Origin of the sequence: Amycolatopsis camponoti (assembly GCF_902497555.1) — a bacterium.
In the GTDB taxonomy this organism is placed as follows: domain Bacteria; phylum Actinomycetota; class Actinomycetes; order Mycobacteriales; family Pseudonocardiaceae; genus Amycolatopsis; species Amycolatopsis camponoti.
In genome coordinates, this window is record NZ_CABVGP010000002.1 from 1598846 (window position 1) to 1612929 (window position 14084).

Genomic DNA, 14084 nt, shown 5'->3' on the forward strand with positions numbered 1-14084 from the left:
TGGACATGATGGGCGGGTGACCACTGAGCCGCCCACTCCGGATCCGCTCGGCCCCGCCCCGCTGCCGGATTCCCCGCCGCTGTCGCTGCTGACGTACCGGCCGCCCGTGGTACCGGCGGAAGAGCTGCCGGTGCTGTCCCACCGGGCGATGGCCTGGGCGGCCGGGGCGCTCGTCGTGCTCGGGGTCGGGCTGGCCGTCGGACTGCTCGTCGCGTTCGGCGGCGGTGGCCACGCCGACCAGCTGGACGCCATCAAGACGGCCGGCACCATCGTGGTCGGCGCCGGGGGCGCGGCGGCCCTGTGGCTGACCGCGCGCCGGCAGCGGACGTCGGAACTGAGCCTGAACCAGGTCCGCGCGGCCCACGCGGCCACCGTCGCCGACGCCGAGGCCCGCAGGATCACCGACCTGTACGGCAAGGCCGCCGACCAGCTCGGCTCGCCGCAGGCCCCGGCCCGGCTAGCCGGGCTGTACGCGCTGGAGCGGCTCGCCCAGGACAACCCGGCCCAGCGCCAGACCATCGTCGACCTGTTGTGCGCCTACCTGCGGATGCCGTACACCCCACCGCGGCGCGAACCGGCGCCGCCGTCGGTGGCCCGGCCGTCGGGGGTGCCGCGGCCGCTGCTGAGCGGCCCGGCCCGGCAACGCGCCTCGGTGCGGCTCGCCCCGCCCGCGCCCCGCGGCGGAACCCCGTCGGCGACCGAGGCGGAACAGGAGTACCAGGTCCGGCGGACCGCGCAGGCCATCTTGTTCCGCCACCTCGTGTACGGCACCGAGGACGGGCCGGTCAGCACGTTCTGGGCGGACATCAGCCTGGACCTCGTCGGCGCCGTGCTCGGGCCGGCCAACCTGATCGGCTGCCGCGTCGTCGCCGTCGACTTCACCAACGTCACCTTCACCGGTGACGTGTGGTTCGACAGGACGCGGTTCGGGCTGAGCGCCGTGTTCACCGGGGCGCGGTTCACGGGCGAAGCCGGCTTCAGCCACGCGCGGTTCGACCACGACGTCCGGTTCGGGCGAGTGACCTTCGACGGCGACGCTCGTTTCGCAGAAGCCGATTTCGGCGGGAGCGCGAAGTTCGACCGGGCGGACTTCCGCGGGCCCGCGGTGTTCACCGGAGCGAAGTTCTCGCAAGCCGCGTCCTTCGCGGATGCGCGGTTCGGGGATCGAGCCGAGTTCGACAAGGCGCGCTTCGTCCAGGGGTGGTTCGGTGGCGCCCGGTTCGGCGGCAACGCCTTCTTCACCCACTCGGAGTTCAGCGCTTACGCGAGTTTCAAGGAGGTCCGGTTCGCCGGTGCGTTCACGCAGTTCGGCAACGCCACGCTCGCCTCGTCGGAGTTCTTCACCGCCGAATTCGGCCGGAACACCGACTTCACCGAAACCCGGTTCACCGGCGACGCTTCGTTCACCATGGCGAAGTTCCCCGAGGGAGTGGAGTTCGTCCGAACGGAGTTCGGCGACGTCAACTTCGGCGGCACCCGGTTCGCGCTGTTCGCGGCGTTCACGGAGGCGAAGTTCGCCGGTGTGACGAGGTTCTACGAATGCCACTTCGGCGATCGGGCCGAATTCCAGCGCACCCGGTTCGCCGCGGACGTGTGGTTCGAGAACACGGAATTCGCCGATATAGCCGTGTTCGGGGCGGCGGAGTTCGGCGGATCGGCGCGGTTCCTCCATACGCGCTTCGGTGACGTCGGCGGGTTCGCCCGCGCGCGTTTCGACGGTGACGTCTTTTTCGACGACGTGCGCTTCGACGGTCCGGTCGGGTTCGTGGGCGCGCGCTTCGCGCGGCCGCTTCGGATCGAGCGGGTGTGGGTCCGCCTGACCGGGCACAAGCGGAAGCTGGAAACGGACAGCACCTGGCCGCCGGGGACGGTGATCCGGGTGCCCGGCGAGGCCGACCCGCTTCCCGAGGGATGGGGAGTGCTGGAGCTGGAGGAAGCCGCCGAGTAGGGGCGGGGCGCGTCGTGCCGATGGGCTCCGACGCGCGGTGGATCGCGCACCGATCAGGTTTCCGCGCCGCGACCGTCTGTACGGGTGAGATCCACTCACGAGAGGCTGGCACGATGCGGAAACTGATCTTCGGCATGAACCTGACCGTGGACGGCTACATCGCCGCGACCGGCGATGACATCGGCTGGAGCGGGCCGCCGAGCGACGAGCTGTTCCAGTGGTGGCTCGACTGGGAGCTGGCGAACGAGCTGTCGCTGTACGGGCGCAAGCTGTGGGAGGCGATGAGCTCCTACTGGCCGACCGGCGACCGGCAGCCCGGCGCCACCCCGGCGCAGATCGCGTTCGCGCGGAACTGGCGGGACACGCCGAAGGTGGTGTTCTCCTCGACGATCGACAAGGTCGACTGGAACACCCGCCTGGTCACCGGCGACGCGGTCGCCGAGATCACCCGCCTCAAGGCCGAGGACGGCGGCCCGATGACCATCGGCGGCGCGACGCTCGCCGGAGCTGCCATGCGGGCCGGTCTGATCGACGAGTACGTCCTGGTCACCCACCCGGTCGTGGTGGGCGGCGGCACGCCGTTCTTCACGGCGCCGCCCAGCTGGGTGAACCTGAACCTGGTGGCGACGCGGACGTTTCCCGGCGGCGCGGTGCTGACCCGCTACGAGACGAGGCGTTGAGCACGGGCCGACGTCGGAGTCCTGTCCGGTCAGAGGGCCGGGGGCAGGTCCAGCCAGGGCTTGCCGGTGACGTCGAAGCCGGTGAGCTCGGCGATCTTCCCGTCGACGACGTGCAGGACCGCTATGGCGAACGGCCGGTACTCGGGGTCGCCGGGGGCGCGGAGGTACAGCGCGGCGGCGGGCATGCGGTTGACCGTCGTGGCGACGCCGCGCCAGTCGTCGTGGCCGCGCTGGAAGAGCCCGCCGGAGACCCAGCCGTCCACCGCGTCCTCGGCCGTCGTGAGCACGGTGCCCGGATCGGGCAGCATCGCGAAGCGCAGGTCGTCGCGCAGCAGGGACGTCAGCCGGTCGAGGTCGTTGCGCTCGTGGGCGTCGATGTAGGACTTCACCACGCCGCGCTCGTCGTCCGACAGCTCGTGGGTGGCCGGGCTCCGCCAGTCGAGGCGGCGGCCGGGCAGCTGTTCTCGCATCGTCACGCGCGCCCGCTGCAGTGCGCTGGTCACCGAGGCGACGGTCAGCTCGAGGGCCTCGGCGGCCTTCGACGCCGGCCAGCCGAGGACGTCGCGCAGGACGAGCACCGCTCGCTGCCGCGGCGGCAGGTGCTGGACGGCGACGATGAACGCCAGCTCGATCGTCTCGCGCGCCACCACCGACTCCTGCGGGTCCTCGGGGAGCATCCGGTCGGGGTACGGCTGCAGGTACGGCAGCTCGGAGTCCGGCAGCTCGGCCGGTACGGGCGTGCGGTCGTTGCGCTTGTCGAGGAAGTCGAGGCAGGCGTTCGTCGCGATCCGGTACAGCCAGGTCCGCGGCGCGGCGTGGCCCTGGAACGTCTCCCGCTTGTTCCACGCGCGCAGGAACGTCTCCTGCGTCATGTCCTGGGCGTCCTCGTAGTTCGCGAGCATCCGGTAGCAGTGCACCTGCAGCTCACGCCGGTGGCGCTCCGTGATGAGCGCGAACCGCGCCGGATCGCCCGAGCGGACCGCCGCGATGAACGTGTCCTCGTCGGCGTCCAGCGGTCCGGCGTTTGTCATGGTCGTCGATCCTTCCACCGGTGCGAGGGGGTCGCCAGAACTGACGACGGGGCGGAGGATTTCTGATCGGTTGACTGCGCCCAGGACTTCGAGGACCTGATCGGCGGGCTGGATCCGGCGTGAGGCCCCGGCTCAGACGGCGGCGAGCCGCCGGAACCGGCTGCCGTGGAACACCAGCGGCGGGGTTCCGGCCGTGCGCACGCGGTGGATCCTCAACAGGGCGATCACGTGGTCGCCGGCCGGGACCTCCGCGTGCGGGGAACACTCCAGCCAGGCACTCGATCCGCTGATGAAGACGCTGTCGTCCGGCCCGGGCTCCCATTCGACGTCGCGGAAGCGGTCGCCTCCGCGGGCGGACAGGCTGAGGCAGGCGTCGTCCTGTCCCTCGGCGAGGACGCTGAGGCCGAGGCGGGGCCGGGCACGCAGCAGGGGCCACGTCGACGACGTTCGCTGGATGCAGATCGACACCAGCGGCGGCGACAGCGAGACCGACGTGAAGGAGCTGGCGGCCATTCCGCGGGGGACTCCGTCGATCAGCGCGCACACGGCGGTGACGCCGGACGGGAAGCAGCCGAAGGCTTCGCGCAGGTGACCTTCGGACGTCACGGGCGGCAAGGCGATCATCGATGTCCTCTCACGATCGGTGGACGCAGGACTCGTACTTCCGGGATCGGGCCCTCGAAACGTTCGACGTCGACGGCCGCGTGCTGGCCCGCGCAGCCCTGTGACAGCCGGGACGACGGGACGTCGGCGGTGAGCACGTTGGGGTTGCCGTGCGCGCACAGCGGACCGGCGGGGTGGTCCTCCACCGGGTCGAACCACGCGCCGGTCGCGAGCTGGACCACGCCGGGCCGGAGAGCGTCATCCAGGACCGCTCCCGCGAGGCAGGCGCCGCGGGTGTTGAACACCCGGACGACGTCGCCGGGCGCGATGCCGCGGGCCGCCGCGTCGGCCGGGTTCAGTCGGATCGGCTCGCGCCCGGCCACCTTGGCCGCCTGGCTTACTTCGCCGGCGTCGAGCTGGCTGTGCAGGCGGGTGCGGGGCTGGTTCGCGATCAGCCACAGCGGTCCGGACTCGGTCGGCGGCAGCCAGGCCGGATGGCCGGGACAGTCCGGGTAGCCGAAGCCCGCCACCGTCGCCGAGGTGATCTCGATGCGGCCGCTGGGTGTGCGAAGCGGGTGGGTGTCCGGGTCCGCGCGGAAGTCGTCGAACAGGGTGTGGTGCTCGCGGCCGGGCGGGAGCCGGAGTTCTCCGTCCGCCCAGAACGCGGCGAACGCCGGTTCCGAGCGCCAGCCCGTGTAGAGGTGTTCCAGCCATTCCCGCGCGGTGCGGCCTTCGGTGAACGCCTCGGAAACGCCGAGCCGAGCGGCCAGCCCGGCGAAGATCGTGTAGTCGTCCTGTGCTTCGCCCGCGGGTTCGGCGATCCGGTGCATCGCGATCACGTGCGTGTCGCGGCGGCCCGAGCCGAGATCTTCGCGTTCCAGCGCGGTCGTCGCGGGTAGCACGATGTCGGCGTGCCGGGCCGTCGCCGTCCAGTGCGGCTCGTGGACGACGACGGTGTCCGGGCGGGTGAACGCGCGGCGCAGGCGGTTGAGGTCCTGGTGGTGGTGGAACGGGTTGCCGCCGGCCCAGTAGACGAGGCGGGTGTCGGGGTAACTGCGGACTTCGCCGTTGTAGTCGTAGGCCTCGCCGGGGTGCAGCAGCAGGTCGGCGATCCGCGCGACGGGGATGAACTCGCCGACCGGGTTCACCCCTTGCGGCAGGTACGGGACCCGCAGTTCGGGTCCGGTGTCGCCGACGTCGCCCATCGAGCCGTAGCCGTGCCCGAACCCGCCGCCCGGCAGGCCGATCTGGCCCAGCATCGCGGCCAGCGCGATGCCCGCCCACACCGGTTGTTCGCCGTGTTCGGTGCGCTGCAGCGACCACGTCACCGTGACCAGTGTCCGGTGTGCGGCCATCTCCCGGGCGAGTGCGACGATGTCGGCGGCCGGGATGCCGGTGATCCCGGCCGCCCATTCCGGGTCCTTGTCGCGCAGGTAGCGCTCGAACTCCGCGTAGCCGACGCAGTAGCGGTCGAGGAAAGCGCGGTCGTGCAAGCCTTCCGCGACGAGCGTGTGGGCCAGGGCGAGCATCAGCGCGGTGTCGGTCGCGGGCCGGATCGGGTACCAGCGGGCGTCCACTGTGGACGGTAGGTCGTCACGCAACGGGCTGACGAGCGCGACGCGGCCGCCGAACCGCGCGAGGTGCCCCGGGGTGCCGTGGACGGTGACCCCGCCGGGGGTGACGAAGACGTTCTTCTCCGGCACGCCGCCGAAGGCGACGATCAGCTCGGTGTGCCCGGCGATCGTCGGCCAGGTCGACGCCTGCCGCAGCACCGCGTGGGTGTCGCCGACGACGTGCGGCAGCAGCACCGACGACGTCCCGTTGCTGTAGCTGTTCCGCGACGCCGTGAAGCCACCGATCGTGTTCAGGAACCGGTGCAGCTGGCTCTGCGCGTGGTGGAACCGCCCGGCGCTGGCCCAGCCGTAGGAACCGCCGAAGATCGCCTGGTTGCCGTGCTCGGTCCGGACGCGGTCGAGTTCGGCGGCCAGGCGGTCGAGGACGTCGTCCCAATGCACCTCGACGAACTCGTCGCGGCCGCGGCGGTCGTCCGGGCCGGGGCCGTCCTCGAGCCAGCCGCGGCGGACCGCCGGCCGGGCCACCCGGCTCGGGTGGTCCAGCGCGGCGGCCAGGTTCCCCAGCAGCGGCGACGGCGCCGGATCGGCCGGGTGCGGCTCGACGCGCAACCGGCCCTCGGCGTCGACTTCGGCCGAAAAGGCTCCCCAGTGCGATGTGCTCGGTTTCATGCCCCGACGGTAACCGCGTCGGCCTTTTCCCTGACCAGGCGAACGAGCGTGCCGTAGTCGCGGGCGTCGGCCAGTGGCGAGAAGCCGCGGATCAGCAGCGTGCCGACGCCGAGCCGGACGTAGTCGAGCAGCGAGTCCGCGACCTGCTCGTAGCTGCCGACCAGCGCGGTCGAGTTCCCGGCGGCGCCGGTCGTCTTGGCCACCGCCGTCCACAGGCGCTCGTCGACCACGTCCCCGGTCGCGGCGGCCTCCAGGAGGCGCTGCGAGCCGACGGCTTCGCTCGAATCGCGGCGGCCCTTGAACTCGCCGGCGCGGTCCTGGGTGAGCCGCAGGATGTCGCGGGCCCGCTCCCACGCCTCGGCCTCGGTGGCCGCGGGGATGGGCCGCAGGCTGACGCTGAACGCGACGTCCCGGCCGGCGGCCGCGCGGACCTGCTCGATGCGCTCGGCGATCCCGGCCAGGGGCTCGCCCCAGAACGCGTAGACGTCGGCGTGCTTCGCCCCGACCCGGATCGCGTCGGCGGACGCGCCGCCGAAGTACACCGGGATCCGCCCGGCCGGGCGGATGTCGGAGATCGCGCCGCGGACCCGGTAGAACTCGCCATCGTGGTCGAACGGCTCGGCCGAGTCCCAGGTCCGCCGGACCACGGACAGGAAGTCGTCGGTGCGGCGGTAGCGGGTGGGCTTGTCGGTGAAGTCGCCGTCGCGGGCCTGGTCGGCGTCGTCGCCGCCGGTGATCACGTGCAGCGCGATCCGGCCGGGGTGGAACGCGTCGAGCGTGGCGAACTTGCGGGCGAGCTGGGTGGGCGCGACGAACCCGGGGCGGTGGGCGAGCAGGACGCCGAGCCGCTCGGTGGCGGCCAGCACCTGGTCCGCGAGCACGAACCCGTCCGGGCTGCTCGCCGACTGGGCGATCAGCACCCGGTCGAACCCGGCTCCCTCGTGCGTGCGGGCGACTTCGCGCAGGTAGCCGGGCTGGATGATCGGCCCTTCGGGCGCGATGATCTCGCTGGCCTGGCGGCCGGCTGCGTAACCGATGAATTCGAGCGTCACGGGGTCTCCTGTCCCAGGGCGCGGGCGGCGGCGAAGATGTCGCCCATCCGCCAGCTTTCGTTGGCGTGGGTGCGGCGCGCCCGGCCCCAGCCGGAGTCGCGCCGGTACTGCGCGGGCCAGTCCGCGGCCCGGACGGCGGTTTCGTCGACGCTGACGGGGGTGCGGCAGTCGGGGTCGACGAAGAGCGCGTCGACCGGGCAGTACAGCTCGCAGAGGAAGCACGTCTGGCAGTCGCTCTGGCGGGCGATGACCGGCGGGGCGTCCGGGACGGCGTCGAAGACGTCGCTGGGACACACCTGCACGCATTTGTCGCAGGCGATGCACCGGTCGGCGAGGACGAGCTCGATCACGCGGCGGCCTCCTGCCCGTCCGTGCGCCAGTGCATGCCGAGGGTTTCCCGCCTGCGCAGCGCCGCTTCCTTGACCCACCGGCCCATGGCGACCAGGGACGCGGTCTCGCGCGCGGCCACGGCGGCGCGGCCTTCTCCGGTCAGCGCGGACTCGACCTCCGTCCACAAGGCATCCAAAGTGGACAAAGAGCGTCGGAGACCGGCTTCGTCGCGGAACATGTTCTTGTCGTACGCGTTCAGCTCGTCCCGGACGACGTCGACCACGGTGGTGGTGTCCACCGCGGACGGCCGTCCGCCCGGCCGGATCCCGGCGCGCCCGATCGGCCGTACCGACGACGAGGAGGTGCCGCGGGCGTACCGGACCGCCGCCCGCCCGGCCCAGGTGCCCGACGACACCGCCCACGCGGAGTTGGGCGAGCCGCCCCCGGAGATCGCGCCCACGACCGGTACCCGGCTCGCGACGTCACCCGCGGCGAACAGACCGGGCACGTCGGTGGCGCAGCCGGGCCCGGTGACGAGCCCGCCGACGCCGCGGATGGTGCCCTCGCCGAGCAGGGTGACCTCGAACGGCTGGGTGTAGGGGTCGATCCCGCGCCGGGTGAACGGCAGCAGGAAGTTGGGCTGCACCAAGGGCATCTTCCGGCGCACCCAGTCCGGCGCCCGGTCGAGCGTGGTGAACACCGGTCCGCGCAGCAGCGCCGAGCCGAGGACGCGGTTGCGGTCCGGCCCGGACGGCAGATCGAGCACGTGGCCGCGGGCGTCGGTGTAGGTGCCGAACAGGTACGTCATCGACCGGGCCATCGTCGAGAACGCCGGGGCGAGGGTGTAGTAGTTCGAGAACTCCATGCCCGACAGCCGCGCCCCGGCCTCGACGGCCATGAGATGGCCGTCGCCGGTGTTGCCGCGCGAGCCGAGCAGGTGCGAGCGGAACGCCGTGCCGCCGGTGGCCAGCACGACCGCGCCCGCGCGCACCCGCCAGTTCCCGCCCGCCTGCCGCCGGACCCCGGCCGCGCCACCGACCGAGCCGTCCGGGCGCAGCAGAAGTTCGAGAGCGGGGTGGTGGTCGAGGATCCGGACGCCGGCGCGGTGGACCAGCCCGCGCATCGCGCGCAGGTACTCGGGTCCTCGCACGTTGTTCGTCCGGTCGGGTTTCCCGTCTCGCACCGGGAACGGGTAGTACTTGTCCAAGGTGGGCAGCCGCTCCCACGTCGTGTGCAGCACCCGTAGCGCCTGCTCGGGGTCCGCGAGCCCACCGGCGTGCGCGTGCCGTTCGGCGACCGCCTGTTCGTGCCGAGCCGGTTCGACGAACCAATGCGTGACCCCGGCGGTCGCGGTGACGCCGCTGGTGCCGCAGTAGCCCTTGTCCACCAGCACGACGTCCCCGCCGGCCTGGGCCGCGGCCAAGGCGGTCCAGGTCGCGGCGAGGCCGCCGCCGACGACGAGCACGCCGGCGCTGAGGTCGAGGTCGTCGCTCATCGGGACTCCGCCAGCTCGGCGACCCCCAGCTCGGCCAGCAGCCGGTGCCGCAGCTCATCGAAATCCGGGTTGCGGCGGGTGCGTTCGCCCTCGAAGTCGACGCGGTGTTCGGCGGCCAGCCGCCCGGACCGCAGCGCGACCACGCGGTCGGCGAGCAGGATGGCCTCGTCGACGTCGTGGGTGACCAGCAGGACGGCCGGGCGGTGCGCGGCGACGAGCCGCCGGACCAGCGCGTGCATCTTGATCCGGGTCAGCGCGTCCAACGCGGCGAACGGTTCGTCGAGCAGCAGCAGCCGGGGTTCGCGGACCAGCGCCCGGGCGAGCGCGACGCGCTGGGCCTCGCCGCCGGACAGCGTGACCGGCCAGGCGTCGAGGTGCCCGGCCAGACCGACCTCGGTCAGCGCGCGAGCCGCGGCCTCGCGGGGAAGGCCGACGGCGACGTTCTGCCACACCCGCCGCCAGGGCAGCAGCCGGTGCTCCTGGAACACGACCATCCGCTCGGCCGGAGCTTCCAGCTCGCCGCCGTCGGGGGTGTCGAGCCCGGCGAGCAGCCGCAGCAACGTCGTCTTGCCGCAGCCGCTTTCGCCGATGAGCGCGACGAACTCGCCGGGCGCGATGTTCAGGTCGAGTCCACTCAGGACGGTCCGGGGCCCGAAGCTCTTGGTCAGCGCACGTACGCGCACGGCGGTGCTCACAGCTTCACCGCGTGGTCGGCGATGGTGATCGGGCCGCTGAGGATCTTGCGCCGCGTGAGCCAGTCGGCCCCGCGCTGCAGCTGCGCGATCCCGTCGTCGTTGATCAGCGCGAGCTTCGTCCGGACGTTCTTGGCGGCCATCTTGTCCAGCACGGCCTGCGGGTAGTGGGAGACGGCGTTGCCGATGTCCAGGGACTCCTCGTAGTGCTGGTTCTGCCACTCGTAGTCGGCCTGGAACGCCGCGATCACCTTGCGGATGGTGTCGGCGTTCCGCTCGGCGTAGTCGCGGCGGACGAGGTAGCTGGTGAAGTCGATCTGGAAGTCCAGCTCGTCGCCGTCGACGAAGATCGGCTTGGCGCCGTACTGCACCTCGGCGATCTCGCGGAAGCCCGACCAGATGGCCCAGGCGTCGATCTTCCCGGCGCCGAACGCGGCCGACGCCTCGGGCGGGTTGAGGTAGGTGACCTTCACCGACTCGCGCGGCACGTGGTACTTCTCGAGCGCGGCGACCAGCAGGAACTCGCCGAGCCCGGCCTTGTTGACCGCGACGGTCTTGCCCGCCAGGTCGGTGACCTTCTCGATGCCGGTGTGGGCCCCGGCGACGATCGCGGTGGTCCGCGGGGTGGACGCGGCCCAGGCGACGTACACGAGGTCGGCGCCGGAGAGGATGGCCTGGTCGGCCGGGGTGGTGCTGCCGCCGAAGCTGAAGTCGGCGGTGCCGCCGACGACGGCTTGCAGGGTGGGCGCGTGGTTGGGGAAGGGGCCGACCCACTCCACGGTGATGCCCTGGTCCTGCAACGTCTTTTCCAGCACGCCGCGGGCCTTGGGGACGGAGATGGTGCTGTAGGTCAGGCGGACCTTGCCCTGCGTGGCACCGCCGGCCGAACCGGTGGCGCAGGCGGCGAGAGGGGTGGCGAGGGCGGTGAGGCCGGCTGCGGCCAGGAACGTGCGGCGCGAGAGTGTCATGGGGGTTCCTCAGGCGGTCAGGCGGGCGTAGGTGGGGTGCCAGCGCAGCAGGCGGCGTTCGAGGAGGCGGGTGACCAGGTCGCAGAGGATCCCGATCACGGCGTAGATGAGCACGACGAGCACGATCACGTCGGTCTGCAGGAACTCGCGGGCGTTGGTGGCCATGAACCCGAGCCCCGCGTCGGCGCCGAGGGTTTCGGCGATGACGAGCGCGAGCCAGGCCGCCGTCAGCGACAGCCGGAGCCCACCGAGGATCGAGGGCAGGGCCCCGGGCAGCACCACCCAGCGGATCCGCGCGGCGCGGCCGAGGCCCACGACGTCGGTCATCTCCAGGAGCTTCGGGTCGATCTGCCGGATGCCGAGCACGGTGGTCAGGTAGAGCGGGACGGCGGTGCCGAGCGCGATCAGGAAGATCTTCCCGGCCTCGCCGATCCCGAACCAGACGATCACCAGCGGCAGGATCGCGAGGAACGGCACCGCGCGGACCATCTGGATGCTGCGGTCCAGCAGTGCTTCGGCCACTTTGGACAGTCCGACGAGCAGCCCGAGCCCGAGACCGAAGCTCGCGCCGATGGCGAACCCGGTCGCCGACCGCTGCAGGCTGGCGAGGAGGTTCGACGGCAGTTCGCCGTCGGCGATCAGGTCGCCCGCCCTTTCCAGTACGCCGCTCGGGGCCGGCAGCACCTGCTCGGGCAGGATTCCGGTCCGCGCCAGCAGTTCCCACAGGGCGAGCACGGCGACCGGTGTCAGCCAGGACACGGCCCGGTGCGGGAACCGGATCCCGCCGGTGCGCGGCCGGTCGAGGGCGCGGGTCATCGCGGATCGAGTCCCGGGTCGACGTACTCGCTCAGCTTCTTGCCGCCGGGGAACAGGCCCTGCCGCACCCAGGTGTCGTAGGTCTTCTGCAGCTGGGCGGCGAGGGCGGCGTCGACGGGGATGCGCTGGTAGGTCGTCTCGTCCGGGCGGACCTGGGCGGCGACGGCCAGGGGCTGGTGGGCGAACTCGGCGTACCACTTGTCGAAGGCGTCGGGGTTGTCCTTCGACCAGGTGTAGCTCTTGTCGACGCGGCTCGCGAAGTCCTGGATGGCCGTGCGCTTGCGTGGGTCGCTCAGCGCCTTGTCGGTGGCCGAGAGGACGTTGAGACCGGAGTTGATCCCGGCGCCGTCGGAGAGGACGCGGGCGCCGAGTTCGCCGCGGGCGCGGGCGGCGTAGACGCTCCAGGTGGCCCAGGCGTCGATGTTGCCGGTCGAGAACGCGCCGTTCGCCTCCGCCGGGGCGAGGAAGTTCAAGGTGACGTCCTTGTCCGACAGCCCGGCCTGCTTGAGCGCACCGATCACGAGGTAGTGCGCGACGCTGCCGCGGGTGGTGGGGGAGATCCGCTTGCCCTTGAGGTCGGCGACGGTGCGGGCGGGGCTGTCCTTCGGCACCAGGAGGTAGGTGCCCTTGCCGCCGTTGCTCCAGGCCGCGGCGACCTTGATCCGGGAACCGCCGGCGATCGCGGTGACGGTGGGGGAGTCGTTGGCGCCGCCGATGTCGATCGCGTCCGCGCGCAGGGCTTCGTGCAGGTTGACCGCCGCGGCGAACTGGGACCACTCGATCTTGTACGGCAGGTTGCCGAGCAGCCCGGCCGCCTTGAGCCGGGACTGCGTGGCGCCGGTCTGGTCGCCCACGCGCAGCACCACCTCGCCGGAAGCGTCCGATGTGGACGAACCGCACGCGGTGAGCGTGGTGAGGCCGAGCAGTGCGGCCACGAGCAGGGCGAGCCGGGGTTTCGAGGGCATGCGGAACTCCCAATGCGGTTTCGGGCCGCGGAGATTCGGTGACGGACGCCGGGCTAAATGGTCACCGGCGTGTGTCTATTTTCCCCCTCGGCCGGGGAGAGTCAACGCCCGCGGCCGGGTTCCCACGAACCGGGAAAGGATCCACTGTGGACCGTAGCGGCGCGCGCGGCGTCGAAGTATTCGCGCAGCGGGCGCCAGCCGGGCACGACGAACCGGCCGCCGGGACCGGTGAAGGTCAGCGTCGGCAGGGCGTAGCGGACGTGGTGTTCGAGGTGCTTCGCGCGGCCGCTGTGCGGCCCGGGCGCGGTGATGTCGAGGACTTCCGGGCACGGGTTCCGCGTCTCGCGCCAGTCCTCACGGACGGCCCGGCGGACTTCGTCACCATCCATGGCCGCGCGCAATGCGTCGACGTCGAGGCCCGGCACGCCCTCGACGGCGGCGAGCACACGCTCGGGGTCGTCGGCCGGGGTGCCGAGCAGGAACGTCGTTTCCCGCAGCCGTTGCAGGACCTGCTCGGCGACGGTTTCCCCTTGCGCCTCGGCGGCTTTCGCGGCGAGCGAGGCGGGCCAGCTCGTCCGGGCCACCCATCGCAGGTGCGGTGGTTTCGGGGCGCCGGTGTGCTCGGTGACGCCGTCGATGAACTTCGCGTACCAGGCGGCTTCCGCGGCCGGGTCCGGTGCTTCGTCCTCGTCGTCGTCGAAGAGGATGCCGAAGACCCGGCGCCACCGGGCGTCCCGCAGCTCCGCCCGCAAGCGGCGGAATTTCGGCTCCGACCCCCACGCCCACGGGCAGGCGGGATCGGTGTATTCGACGACGTCGAGCGCCACGGTCAGTCCTCGGGCACGTCGACCGGGGCCCAGAGACTCGGCAGGTTGACCACGACGCCTTCCTGGCTGCTGCGGGCGATGATGACCACCGCCTCTTCGTCGGTGGGGTTCTCCTCGCGGTGCGGCACGTACGGCGGCACGAAGATGTAGTCGCCGGGCCCGGTTTCGATCCGGATCTCCTCGTCGCCGTCGGCGAAGACGAACACCGGGTGCCCGGACTTGACGTAGATCGCCGTCTCGGCCTCGCCGTGGTGGTGGTCGCCGGAGTTGGTGACCGGCGCGACGTGCGTCTCGCCCATCCACACCTTCGACGAGCCGACGGTCTTGCCCGAGATGGCCTCCAGGCGGGTCATCCCGGTGGTCTGGTTGGTGTCGCCGGTCAGGTCCGCGCCGCGGATGTGCCGCAGCGGCTGGTGCCAGAGGTCGGTCATCGG

14 protein-coding genes are annotated in these 14084 nt (G+C 72.1%); 2 read left to right on the top strand and 12 right to left on the bottom strand.

The window, feature by feature from the left end:
- Positions 1–16: 16 nt before the first annotated feature.
- The gene (locus AA23TX_RS28150) at positions 17–1948 is read left to right on the top strand and encodes a pentapeptide repeat-containing protein (protein WP_155545821.1); all 1932 of its coding nucleotides are present in this window, start codon (positions 17–19) and stop codon (positions 1946–1948) included.
- Positions 1949–2061: 113 nt separating this feature from the next.
- Positions 2062–2628, top strand: a complete 567-nt coding sequence (locus AA23TX_RS28155) for a dihydrofolate reductase family protein (protein ID WP_155545822.1) — start codon at positions 2062–2064, stop codon at positions 2626–2628.
- Between the two features lie 29 nt (positions 2629–2657).
- On the opposite strand, the gene AA23TX_RS28160 is transcribed toward AA23TX_RS28155, so the two are convergent.
- The 12 genes from AA23TX_RS28160 to AA23TX_RS28215 form a co-directional block, all read right to left on the bottom strand.
- The gene (locus AA23TX_RS28160) at positions 2658–3659 is read right to left on the bottom strand and encodes an RNA polymerase subunit sigma-70 (protein WP_155545823.1); all 1002 of its coding nucleotides are present in this window, start codon (positions 3657–3659) and stop codon (positions 2658–2660) included.
- 132 nt (positions 3660–3791) lie between these two features.
- Positions 3792–4283, bottom strand: a complete 492-nt coding sequence (locus tag AA23TX_RS28165; RefSeq protein WP_155545824.1) for a flavin reductase family protein — start codon at positions 4281–4283, stop codon at positions 3792–3794.
- Positions 4280–6505: a molybdopterin-dependent oxidoreductase gene (locus AA23TX_RS28170; RefSeq protein WP_155545825.1), complete on the bottom strand. Its 2226-nt coding sequence runs from the start codon at positions 6503–6505 to the stop codon at positions 4280–4282. Before AA23TX_RS28170 ends, AA23TX_RS28165 begins: the two co-directional genes overlap by 4 nt.
- The gene (locus AA23TX_RS28175; protein ID WP_155545826.1) at positions 6502–7557 is read right to left on the bottom strand and encodes an LLM class flavin-dependent oxidoreductase; all 1056 of its coding nucleotides are present in this window, start codon (positions 7555–7557) and stop codon (positions 6502–6504) included. Before AA23TX_RS28175 ends, AA23TX_RS28170 begins: the two co-directional genes overlap by 4 nt.
- The gene (locus AA23TX_RS28180) at positions 7554–7907 is read right to left on the bottom strand and encodes a 4Fe-4S binding protein (protein ID WP_155545827.1); all 354 of its coding nucleotides are present in this window, start codon (positions 7905–7907) and stop codon (positions 7554–7556) included. Before AA23TX_RS28180 ends, AA23TX_RS28175 begins: the two co-directional genes overlap by 4 nt.
- Positions 7904–9382 carry an FAD-binding protein gene (locus AA23TX_RS28185; RefSeq protein ID WP_155545828.1) on the bottom strand — a complete coding sequence of 493 codons (1479 nt, stop codon included), beginning with the start codon at positions 9380–9382 and terminating at the stop codon, positions 7904–7906. The genes AA23TX_RS28180 and AA23TX_RS28185 overlap by 4 nt, the downstream gene beginning before the upstream one ends.
- Positions 9379–10077, bottom strand: a complete 699-nt coding sequence (locus tag AA23TX_RS28190) for an ABC transporter ATP-binding protein (RefSeq protein ID WP_155545829.1) — start codon at positions 10075–10077, stop codon at positions 9379–9381. The genes AA23TX_RS28185 and AA23TX_RS28190 overlap by 4 nt, the downstream gene beginning before the upstream one ends.
- On the bottom strand, positions 10074–11042 hold the full coding sequence (locus AA23TX_RS28195; RefSeq protein ID WP_155545830.1) for an aliphatic sulfonate ABC transporter substrate-binding protein: 969 nt from the start codon (positions 11040–11042) through the stop codon (positions 10074–10076). Before AA23TX_RS28195 ends, AA23TX_RS28190 begins: the two co-directional genes overlap by 4 nt.
- Before the next feature lie 9 nt (positions 11043–11051).
- The gene (locus tag AA23TX_RS28200) at positions 11052–11858 is read right to left on the bottom strand and encodes an ABC transporter permease subunit (protein WP_155545831.1); all 807 of its coding nucleotides are present in this window, start codon (positions 11856–11858) and stop codon (positions 11052–11054) included.
- Positions 11855–12823 (bottom strand): ABC transporter substrate-binding protein, encoded by a 969-nt coding sequence (locus tag AA23TX_RS28205; RefSeq protein WP_155545832.1) that lies wholly within the window; start codon positions 12821–12823, stop codon positions 11855–11857. The genes AA23TX_RS28200 and AA23TX_RS28205 overlap by 4 nt, the downstream gene beginning before the upstream one ends.
- Before the next feature lie 101 nt (positions 12824–12924).
- Positions 12925–13650 (bottom strand): DsbA family oxidoreductase, encoded by a 726-nt coding sequence (locus AA23TX_RS28210; protein ID WP_230862737.1) that lies wholly within the window; start codon positions 13648–13650, stop codon positions 12925–12927.
- A 2-nt stretch (positions 13651–13652) separates the two neighbouring features.
- A complete protein-coding gene (locus tag AA23TX_RS28215) occupies positions 13653–14081 on the bottom strand; it encodes a cupin domain-containing protein (protein WP_155545833.1) in 429 nt (142 codons plus the stop codon).
- Positions 14082–14084: the final 3 nt, after the last annotated feature.

What these genes read in the sequence shown, in the direction of transcription:
- AA23TX_RS28195 (WP_155545830.1), bottom strand. Translation starts at nt 11,042, where the DNA reads ATGACACTCTCGCGCCGCACGTTCCTGGCCGCAGCCGGCCTCACCGCC.
- AA23TX_RS28170 (WP_155545825.1), bottom strand. Translation starts at nt 6,505, where the DNA reads ATGAAACCGAGCACATCGCACTGGGGAGCCTTTTCGGCCGAAGTCGAC.
- AA23TX_RS28165 (WP_155545824.1), bottom strand. Translation starts at nt 4,283, where the DNA reads ATGATCGCCTTGCCGCCCGTGACGTCCGAAGGTCACCTGCGCGAAGCC.
- AA23TX_RS28205 (WP_155545832.1), bottom strand. Translation starts at nt 12,823, where the DNA reads ATGCCCTCGAAACCCCGGCTCGCCCTGCTCGTGGCCGCACTGCTCGGC.
- AA23TX_RS28155 (WP_155545822.1), top strand. Translation starts at nt 2,062, where the DNA reads ATGCGGAAACTGATCTTCGGCATGAACCTGACCGTGGACGGCTACATC.
- AA23TX_RS28160 (WP_155545823.1), bottom strand. Translation starts at nt 3,659, where the DNA reads ATGACAAACGCCGGACCGCTGGACGCCGACGAGGACACGTTCATCGCG.
- AA23TX_RS28200 (WP_155545831.1), bottom strand. Translation starts at nt 11,858, where the DNA reads ATGACCCGCGCCCTCGACCGGCCGCGCACCGGCGGGATCCGGTTCCCG.
- AA23TX_RS28185 (WP_155545828.1), bottom strand. Translation starts at nt 9,382, where the DNA reads ATGAGCGACGACCTCGACCTCAGCGCCGGCGTGCTCGTCGTCGGCGGC.
- AA23TX_RS28215 (WP_155545833.1), bottom strand. Translation starts at nt 14,081, where the DNA reads ATGACCGACCTCTGGCACCAGCCGCTGCGGCACATCCGCGGCGCGGAC.